The organism is Candidatus Neptunochlamydia vexilliferae (genome assembly GCF_015356785.1).
GTDB classification, from domain to species: Bacteria; Chlamydiota; Chlamydiia; order Chlamydiales; family Simkaniaceae; genus Neptunichlamydia; species Neptunichlamydia vexilliferae.
The window spans coordinates 1-8,941 of record NZ_JAAEJV010000064.1 but is presented as its reverse complement, the minus strand read 5'-3'; the positions used below and the strand labels follow the sequence as shown (position 1 = coordinate 8,941).

Here is an 8,941-nt window from a genome sequence, read left to right as displayed (position 1 = left end):
ATGCGGTCCTATTCGAAAAGAACATTTGATCCTTTTGTTTATAGAAAAAAGAGACAGTGTCTCTTTTTTGAGAGTAAAGGTACGCGCACAGTAGTGGATACTAGATTTTTCTTTAAACGAAATCTCGGGAACTTCTTGACCTTTTTTAATTTTAAGTGCTTTATAGCTTCCACATACTTTCCTAAGGGCGTTGCACACCATTTGAGAGCCCAGTTGCGGAATTTCTTCTCTTATTTTAGAATAGCAAAAGTTATGGAGAGCGACATGCTTTAGCTTGAAGAGCAATTGCATTACAGCCTCGGCTGAAACACTTTTGCGTTTCCAAAAGGGTCTCAAAATCTTTATCAGAAAGGGTCAACTTAAGAGAAATGGTTCGTTTCATACAAGCTATTTTAAACCATGGCTACAAATTAAACAATCTAAAAAGGAGCGATGCTTCCTCCCCTCCCTAAAGGAAGGGGTATCCGCATCGATATTTTGATGAAAAGATCGGTCAAATTGGATTAAAGCCTTTTGATATGGAGCACTTTATTTCGATATTCCAAAGATGTCTTTGAGGGCTTGTTTCGAGACTTCGCGCCCCGTATCAGCAATCGATTCTGTGAGAGGAATTTCTTTAGGACAGACTTGGACACAGTTTTGGGCATTCCCACATTCGCTAATCCCACCTTCTTGCATGAGGGTGTGAAGACGAGTTGCTTTTTCCATCTCTCCAGCAGGATTGAGGTTGAAGAGGCGGACTTGGGAGATGGGGGCGGGCCCCATAAAGGTGGACCGGTTGTTGACTTGAGGGCAGGCTTCGGAGCAACACCCACAGGTCATGCAGGTAGAAAGGGTATACATCACTTCTTGTCTTTCTTGGCTGATCTTGGGACCAAAGCCTCCGACAAAAGAGCCATCGGCAGAGATCCATGAGTTTGTTTTTTTGAGGTTTTCGAACATCGCGCTGCGGTTGACAACAAGATCTCTTACAAGGGGAAACTTGGTAAAGGGGGCGAGGGTAATGGTTCGGCTTCCGGTTTTCTTAAGGATCGGCTCAACGATGGCGGTGCAGGCTTGGCGAGGACGGCCGTTGATAAGCATCGAGCAGGAGCCGCAGACCTCTTCGAGACATCCTTGTTCCCAGGTGACGGGGGTCACCTTTTCCCCTTTTCGGTTGATCGGGTTCTTTTGAATTTCCATCAGGGCAGAGATGACGTTGATGTAGGGAACAAGCTCGAGCTCAAACTCTTCCCAGTATTGGTGATTGGGCTTTCCCCGATAGATCTTTAGGATGAAGGTTTCCATTCAATGAACCTATCTACAAATTATAATATTCTTGATTTTCAACTGATTTCTAGCAGATTTTTCGAAACTGATTTGAACACATTGTCTAAAAGACAAGGGTGAAAAATCAGTTTCCAAAAAGATGCAGAAATCATGGAAAGAAAGGATGTTAGAGTTTGGAGATAGGTTCATATTGGGAGTTCTATGTTTGTAGGGATGTTCTCCAGCTGGGGTTTGATCCGCTTTGCTTTGGTATAATCTCTTTGTATCGGTTTAAGGTAGGGGGTGTCAACTGGTTCGTAGGTGATTTCTGGCTCGTCGCTGTTAGGATTGTAGGAGGCGATGGTTGTCTTGAGCCAGTTTTGGTCATCTCGTTCAGAAAACTCTGGTTTGAAATGGGACCCGCGAAACTCATCACGAAGCAGGGCCCCTTTGGTCATCACAAGGGCAAGCTCGATCATCGACTGAAACTGGTTGGCAAAGATGTAGGTCTGGTTATGGAGACTTCCCGTGTCATCGAGGGAGATGTTTTTGTACCTTTCCCGGATCTCCTTAATGAAATCGATTGTTTTCTTCAGGTTTTCGTTACTCCGCTTTACAGTCACATGTTGGACCATTTCGTGGGCAAGTTCTTCGTGAAGTTTATGGACATTTTCTTTGCCGTTGCGGCTCAGGAGGTCTTGTTTAAAGGCCTCTTCTTCTTGTAAAGCAGCCTTGAATGGGGCTTCCTCGACTTCACCATAGGATTCGGAGAGGGTTTCGAGGTAGCGGGGCACTTCGACACCGGTCACGAGCCCTCCAAAGATACATGAAAGGAGGGAGTTAGCGCCGAGACGGTTGGCTCCATGGTATTGGTACTCAGCTTCTCCGGCAACAAAGCACCCTTCGAGGTTACTCATCTGCCGGAAGCGGGTTTTCCGATCGGGCGCATCAGCGGCAGGCCAGTCAACCCACGCACCTCCCATCGAGTAGTGGACGGCAGGGGCGATCCGCATGGGAACTTTCCGGGGATCTTCTCCTGTAAAGCGTTGGTAGATGTGGAGAACAGACTCGAGTTTATGAACGGTTTCTTCTGGCAGGTGGGTCACATCGAGGAACACCTCTTCTCTCCCCTCGATCCCGAGCCCTGCTTCGATGACGCGGAGGATCTCGCGCGCTCCGATATCGCGGGGAACCAGGTTTCCAAAGGCGGGGTAAAATTCTTCGAGGAAGTACCAGGGTTTGCCGGTTTCGCCGCAAGGAATCATTTTTCCTTCGGGGGTTTCCATCGACTTGGAGCTATCGCCATAAACCCAGACGCGTCCCCCTTCACCACGGATCGATTCGGACATGAGGCGGAGTTTGTCGCTTCCGGGAATGGCGGTGGGGTGGATTTGGATAAATTCTCCATTGGCATAGTGCATCCCCTGCATGTAAAGCCTCCCATTTGCCGCTCCTGTACAGAAGGTCGAGTTGGTGGAACGCTTGAAAATCAAGCCGGGTCCTCCACTGGCAATAACAACAGCATCGGCTTTGAGAATATCGAGCTTGAGGTTGAAAAGATCCATCATGACGATCCCGCGCGCTTTTCCCTGCTCATCTTGGATGAGGCGGAGAAATTCATGATGCTCAAACTTTTCGATGAGGCCATTGACTTCATAGCGACGGACCTGCTCATCGAGGGCATAGAGGAGTTGCTGACCGGTGGAGGCACTACAGAATGCGGTTCGGTTATAGAGAGTCCCTCCAAAGCGACGGAAGTCGATATTTCCTTCAGGGGTGCGGTTAAAAGTGCATCCAAACCGGTCCATCATTTCGATAATCCGTGGACCCGCTAAGCACATCTCCAAAACGGGAGGTTGCTGAGCAAGAAAGTCACTCCCTTTAATGGTATCGTAGGCGTGGATGAGGGGGGAATCCTCTTCCCCCTTGAGGTTCACTGCGGCATTGATCCCCCCTTGGGCGCAAACGGAGTGGGACCGTTTGACCTGGGTCACCGAAATAATTTTGACATGGCATCCATTTTCTGCAAGGCGCATCGCTGCAGCAAGTCCTGCAAGCCCTCCTCCAACAACAATGACTTCCTTTTTCTTCACTTGAACCTACCTGTAAATGGTAATATTCTTGATTTTCTTTGATTTCTAGCAGATTTTTGGGTACTGACTTGAGGACATTGTCCAAAAGACAAGACCGAAAAGTCAGTGTCCAAAAAGATGCAGAAAGCATGGAAAGAAAGGGTGTTCGAATTTACAGGTAGGTTCATTCAGTTCCTCAGGTTGATGAAGTAGGTGCCCCATACAGACGCCAGTCCTAAAAAAGCGATGAGCACCATGATCCCATAACACCAATTGACCGCGCGCGACTGGGAGCGCATCCTGAGGACAATCCCCCAAGTAATCATGAAGGTCCAAAGACCATTAAAACCATGAAAGACGGCAGCAAAGACAAAAATGGTATAGAGAATCGCTTTGAAAACACTTTTAAAGGCATCGCGGACAACAAGGAGGATCGCTGTTCCAAAGTCGGGCGCTTCGGCAATCACCTCCCCTTTAGAGAGGGAACGCTTTGCAAGCCCCTCGAGGTAGGCGTTCTTGTCTTCCCAGTTTTGATACCTCTTCATCAGGACGTCAATATTCTTTTGATAGATGTAGGGCGTGGTCTCTTTGATTTCCACTTTTTCGGGACGCTCACTTTCTACCTTATGTTTCATTTCAGCAATGGCTTGCTTGTTGTAAAGCTTAACGCCCAGCCGATCACTAACGGTATAAAGTCCTGGATCCATGGTAACGCGAACAAAGTAGGCTGAATCGACCCCGGTATCAACAATGGTAGGGTACATGTAAAACCGCATGTAGCCGACATGGGCAATAATTCCCACAAGCAGGATCCACGAGGTGAGCCGCTGCCATGAAAAGGCATGGTTACGGGGATATTTTGTTAGGGCGGGACGGGTCCCATCAGAAGGACGACTATTTCCCTTTGAGGTCATGATCACTTTGATCCCCCATACCATATGCATCAAGATGGGAACACCCAGAAGAACGATTTCAATGACGGGAAGGTAGGGAAGGTGCTTGATAAAGTTGACGGCGCGGATAAACCCCTCCCCATTTTGCCCGACCAAAAGGGCTGCTTGGGAGTTGGTGAGGAGATGCTCGATCAAAAAGATCACAATCCACAGACCAAAAAGGGAGTGGAGGCGTCTCCAAATAAAGGGGCGTGATAGAGGAACTGTTGCTGTTGCCATTTTTCGCCATTAAACCGAAATCAAAAAAAATATACAAAGAAAAAGCTACAGCTTGAAAAAATGAGCAGTTATTATCGCGACCTCTTTAACCCCGGAGTGCCACTTATTTCGCTGCAGTTGAAGCGGAGTTTGCGAAACTGATGAGTTTATTCCCCACACATCAAGCGCTAATTGCTTCAAAAAACTCTTCCCGCTTCCTTTCGGATTCTAGGATCTCTAAAAGGCGATTAGTAGTCGAGTTAGGGTGTCTTTGACCGATTTCCCAAGATTGTACTGTTTTTACACTTACGTTTAGGATGTGTGCAAAAACTCGTTGAGAGCAATGAAACTTTCTTCTTAGAGCTTTAATATCTTTTGCACGGTACTCCTTTGGAGGCTTTGGAAGCTTGACCTGTTTGGTTCGAAGAGTTTTTTTCCCACTAGCATGATCGATTGCCTCACTCAGTCCCTGCTTTAAGTATTCATACATTTTGCTCATATCTTCACCTTATTTTTAAGAAAATCTACCAAAGCTTTTATTTCTTTCTTCTCTTCAGAAGAGAGGTCTTCTTTCTGGTTTTTTGGATAAACAACAATGAGGTAAAGTACCTCTTCCGTAGGGATATCCAGATAGTCAACACGAAACCCACCTCGCTTCCCAGAGTAAGAGCTTTTAAGGCGGACTTTTCGTAGTCCAGATAGTCCTTAAGCAATAACTGTTTTTTCTTAATAAGATCATCTAAAACCTCTGAGAAAATTTTCGTCTGAATAACAAGTCGTTGCATGATCTTCCTCTACCCCTAATTATACTACTTTGTAGTATAATTTTCCAAGAAAAACTTGGCTCATTTATTTTTCCTTGTTTCGAATAAGGCAAAAAGGTTCACCGCAAAACCACCATCTTACTCTTAATTAAATAGATAAGCTCTGACCTGGCTTATTTCTTGACTTCCTTTAAAATTTCCGGGTAAAATTAAAGTGGACTTTAAAAAATCCAGGAAATTTTAAAGATGACATTAATTTTTAGGCAAATAGAGGAGCGGGTGAAAAAAGCGCTCAATCGAAAAAAGAGCATTTTATTACTGGGTCCCCGTCAGACCGGAAAAACAACCCTCGTAAAAAGCTTTCATGCTGATCTTTATATCAACTTAGCTAGGCCTGCAGATCGTCAAGTCTATGAAAAAGATCCTGGAAGGCTGACCCGAGAAGTAGAAGCTATGACAGGAAAAACCCCTCTAGTGATTATCGATGAGATCCAAAAAGTGAGGCCTTTACTAGATGCTGCTCAGGACTTAATCGACTCCCAAACCGCGCAGTTTATGTTAACAGGATCATCCGCACGAAAACTCCGGCGAGACGGAGAGGCAAACCTGTTGCCAGGACGTGTTGTCGCACTACGCATGGATCCCTTGCTCATCGATGAAATGACACATTTACCTTATTCGCTAGAAGAGCTTTTACTTTATGGATCCCTTCCAGAGATTACTTTGGAAAAATCCATTGAAAACCGAGAGGAAGATTTGTTTTCTTATGTGACAACCTATTTAGAAGAAGAGATTCGTGCAGAAGCGCTTGTCCGCAATATTGGCGCTTTCGGCAATTTTTTAGATTTGGCAGCCCTTGAGTCGGGACTCATCAGCAATTTTCATAAACTATCGCAAGATGTTGGTGTGTCAAGCCCAACCATTGGTGAATACTATCAAATTCTCGTTGACTGTTTGGTTGCGGAAAGGGTGGAACCACTCTCTTTGTCCCGCACCCGAAAGAAACTCGTCAAATCGCCAAAGTTTTTAATTTATGACCTAGGGGTACGCCGCATTGCAGCAGGAGAGGGACGGGACATCCCTGACAAATACATGGGAAATTTGTTTGAACAATGGGTGGGGTTAGAACTCTTGCGTCAAATGAGAACAGCCCCGATCAAAAGTTCGCTCATGTTTTGGCGTGACTCATCTGGAGCTGAGGTAGACTGGGTCGTTGAGAAAACAAACCAGTATATCCCAGTTGAAGTCAAATGGACAGAAAACCCACAAGCACGAGACGCACGACACATACAAACTTTTCTTAATGAGTATAAGAATAGCTCCCATGGGTATCTCATTTGCCGGATACCTAGAGCTCAAAAGTTGGCACCTAACGTGACCGCCCTTCCCTGGCAAGAACTGCCTAAAGTATTAGAGGGTGTCGTCAAGAGCTGATCAATCCTTAAGCCCTTCCTATGGAAAATTTCATCGCTCTTCTCCTTCGAAAGCCCGGCTTGGGATTCCTGCATCGGACGCCTTGAACTTTCCTCATAGCAAGGACTTCTTTATTGACCAGCTCTTGACAATACCCTCTAGACCTACCCGCAACGGAAAAAATGGGTGGCGTTTTGAGTGGTCATCGAAGCGACCTCTTCAAGGGGAAGTCCCTTAACATTCGCGATGGTTTGGGCCACTTCTGGAACAAAACTCGGCTCGTTTGTCTTTCCCCGCTTTGACTGAGGAGCGAGATAGGGAGTGTCGGTTTCGATGAGGATATGGTTGAGAGGAATCTCTTTGGCAACTTCACGCAAAGCTTCTGATTTTTTAAAGGTGACTATGCCACTAAAAGAAACCATCCATCCCCGCTCAACCGCTTGCTCCGCCTCTTGCATCGTCCCCGTAAAGCAATGAATGACCGCATGCCCTTTGGGAAAATCACTGGTTGCAATGGCATAAAGATCATCAAAGGCGTCGCGACAATGGATCACAACGGGAAGGTGGCATTCAGTCGCCAAAGCAAAGTAGCGAGAGAGAAATGTTTTTTGGAGCTCTTTTGGAGAGTGTTCGTAGTGGTAGTCAAGACCCGTTTCCCCAACGGCGATGAGCTTTCCCGTCCGGGCTGCTTCTTCAAAAAGGGGGAAGTAAAGCCCTCCCTCTTTCTCAACATCATGGGGAGTGGTCGACCCAACATTGTAAACCCAAGGATACTTCTTAGCGAGTTCGATCCCCCTTTCTAAGGAAATCTTATCGGTACAGATGTTCATGACCTTTTCGACCTTGGCTTCTTTTGCTCGCTCAAGCATCGGTTCAAGTTCGGCAAAAACGGGGTCACAGGTTAAATGGGCATGTGAATCAAAAAACATACATTACCTCCAAAAAGCATTCGTTACCGTCTGCGATACCTCATGCTGATCTGCATGGGAAAGGATACCGAGATAGGAGTGGATCGACTGGTGCAGCGATTCTTCACTCACCTGACCCTTAAAAAACTTCTCATGCTTTTTGTTCAGCTTCTTAAACATCCGCTTTTTTGTTTTTGTTCTCAAAAGGGTGTGGTGAAGAAAAACCACATACCCCAAAAAATGGCTCTCCTTAATTAAAAACAAAATACATGTTTTACTCTGAAAGAATTTTTGTAAAGAGAAAAAAATATACACAATTCTCCTCCTATGCTAACATGGGTCTAAACAACTGAGGTTATTATGGAAAAAATTAATCCCAGAGTTGACATAGCATTCAAAAAAATATTTGGCATAGAGGAAAATAAAGACCTGCTTATCTCCCTCATCAACTCTATAGTCGGGGAAGGGGATCAAGTGGTAGATGTCACTCTACTCAACCCCTACAACCAAAAGAACTTTAAGAAAGATAAGTTATCAATTTTAGACATCAAAGCTAAGGGAAGCAATGGAAAGAGATTTAATATCGAAATTCAAATTGCTGACGAAGCAGATTATGACAAAAGGGCACTCTACTACTGGGCTAGGTTATACACAGAACAACTAAAGTCATCAGAAGATTATTCTACACTTGAAAAGGTTATAGGTATTCATATCCTGAATTTCACATCTATTCCCGAGGTTCAGAACTACCACAACATCTTTCAGGTGACTGAAAAAGAGACAGGCCTTTTATATTTCAAAGATCTAGAACTTCACACAATTGAACTTAAGAAGTTTACAGATGCTGTAGGTAAAGAGTTTGGAGGAATGGTCTCTAAGATTCAGAGTTCTTTAGACATGTGGTCAGCGTTCCTTACAAGAAAAGATCTTCTGAATGTTTCTAAACTTCCTCAGATATTAGACAAACCTGAGTTAAAAAAAGCTATAGAAGTTCTTAATATCATGAATTTTACACCAGAAGAACGAGAAGCTTATGAAGATCATCTTAAGTGGCTTAGAATAGAGGCTAATAGTTTAAAGAAGGCCGAGGAAAGAGGTGCCGAGAAAGGAAGGCAAAAAGAGAAGCTAGAAATCGCCCAAGCTCTCCTTAAACAAGGGCTTCCAGTCAATCAAATTTCTTTAGCAACGGGACTTTCAGTTGAAGAGGTCGAGCTCCTTTGATAATTTTTAGGGAAGAGGAGACATGCTCCTCTTTCATTACCGTTAGGGCCTGTCAAAAAATAAATGCTACAGTTTGACTCAGCGAGACGCAGCAAAATTGAGCTGAATGAGGAGCATCATTCCCAATAGGGAAGGGCGACGAAGAAGCTTAATTTGGCAAAGTC

The 8,941-nt window shown here is 44.9% G+C and carries 8 protein-coding genes and 1 pseudogene; 2 read left to right on the top strand and 7 right to left on the bottom strand.

From position 1 onward, the window contains the following. The 5 genes and pseudogenes from NEPTK9_RS09755 to NEPTK9_RS08210 form a co-directional block, all read right to left on the bottom strand. Positions 1-291, bottom strand: a pseudogene (locus NEPTK9_RS09755) (hypothetical protein); the annotation flags it as partial. A gap of 237 nt (positions 292-528) precedes the next feature. Continuing rightward, positions 529-1,287 (bottom strand): succinate dehydrogenase iron-sulfur subunit, encoded by a 759-nt coding sequence (gene sdhB, locus NEPTK9_RS08225; protein WP_194848354.1) that lies wholly within the window; start codon positions 1,285-1,287, stop codon positions 529-531. Between the two features lie 167 nt (positions 1,288-1,454). Further along, entirely contained in the window at positions 1,455-3,284 is a 1,830-nt protein-coding gene (gene sdhA, locus NEPTK9_RS08220; protein WP_228547096.1) for a succinate dehydrogenase flavoprotein subunit, read from the bottom strand. Positions 3,285-3,508: 224 nt separating this feature from the next. After that, positions 3,509-4,492, bottom strand: a complete 984-nt coding sequence (locus tag NEPTK9_RS08215; protein WP_194848352.1) for a succinate dehydrogenase/fumarate reductase transmembrane subunit — start codon at positions 4,490-4,492, stop codon at positions 3,509-3,511. 160 nt (positions 4,493-4,652) lie between these two features. Further along, positions 4,653-4,970 carry a helix-turn-helix domain-containing protein gene (locus NEPTK9_RS08210; RefSeq protein WP_194848351.1) on the bottom strand — a complete coding sequence of 106 codons (318 nt, stop codon included), beginning with the start codon at positions 4,968-4,970 and terminating at the stop codon, positions 4,653-4,655. Between the two features lie 511 nt (positions 4,971-5,481). Between NEPTK9_RS08210 and NEPTK9_RS08205 the strand changes: the two genes are divergently transcribed. Continuing rightward, positions 5,482-6,669 (top strand): ATP-binding protein, encoded by a 1,188-nt coding sequence (locus tag NEPTK9_RS08205; protein WP_194848350.1) that lies wholly within the window; start codon positions 5,482-5,484, stop codon positions 6,667-6,669. Between the two features lie 143 nt (positions 6,670-6,812). Here NEPTK9_RS08205 and NEPTK9_RS08200 read toward each other — a convergent pair whose 3' ends face one another. Next, a complete protein-coding gene (locus tag NEPTK9_RS08200) occupies positions 6,813-7,577 on the bottom strand; it encodes a TatD family hydrolase (protein ID WP_194848349.1) in 765 nt (254 codons plus the stop codon). A gap of 3 nt (positions 7,578-7,580) precedes the next feature. Continuing rightward, the gene (locus tag NEPTK9_RS08195) at positions 7,581-7,793 is read right to left on the bottom strand and encodes a hypothetical protein (protein ID WP_194848355.1); all 213 of its coding nucleotides are present in this window, start codon (positions 7,791-7,793) and stop codon (positions 7,581-7,583) included. Positions 7,794-7,916: 123 nt separating this feature from the next. On the opposite strand from NEPTK9_RS08195, the gene NEPTK9_RS08190 reads away from it, so the two are divergent. Then, positions 7,917-8,777, top strand: a complete 861-nt coding sequence (locus NEPTK9_RS08190) for an Rpn family recombination-promoting nuclease/putative transposase (RefSeq protein ID WP_194848348.1) — start codon at positions 7,917-7,919, stop codon at positions 8,775-8,777. The last annotated feature ends 164 nt before the right edge of the window (positions 8,778-8,941 follow it).

Excerpts from the sequence above, each read along its gene's own strand:
- sdhB (WP_194848354.1), bottom strand. The coding sequence starts at position 1,287 with ATGGAAACCTTCATCCTAAAGATCTATCGGGGAAAGCCCAATCACCAA.
- sdhA (WP_228547096.1), bottom strand. The coding sequence starts at position 3,284 with ATGCGCCTTGCAGAAAATGGATGCCATGTCAAAATTATTTCGGTGACC.
- NEPTK9_RS08215 (WP_194848352.1), bottom strand. The coding sequence starts at position 4,492 with ATGGCAACAGCAACAGTTCCTCTATCACGCCCCTTTATTTGGAGACGC.
- NEPTK9_RS08210 (WP_194848351.1), bottom strand. The coding sequence starts at position 4,970 with ATGAGCAAAATGTATGAATACTTAAAGCAGGGACTGAGTGAGGCAATC.
- NEPTK9_RS08205 (WP_194848350.1), top strand. The coding sequence starts at position 5,482 with ATGACATTAATTTTTAGGCAAATAGAGGAGCGGGTGAAAAAAGCGCTC.
- NEPTK9_RS08200 (WP_194848349.1), bottom strand. The coding sequence starts at position 7,577 with ATGTTTTTTGATTCACATGCCCATTTAACCTGTGACCCCGTTTTTGCC.
- NEPTK9_RS08190 (WP_194848348.1), top strand. The coding sequence starts at position 7,917 with ATGGAAAAAATTAATCCCAGAGTTGACATAGCATTCAAAAAAATATTT.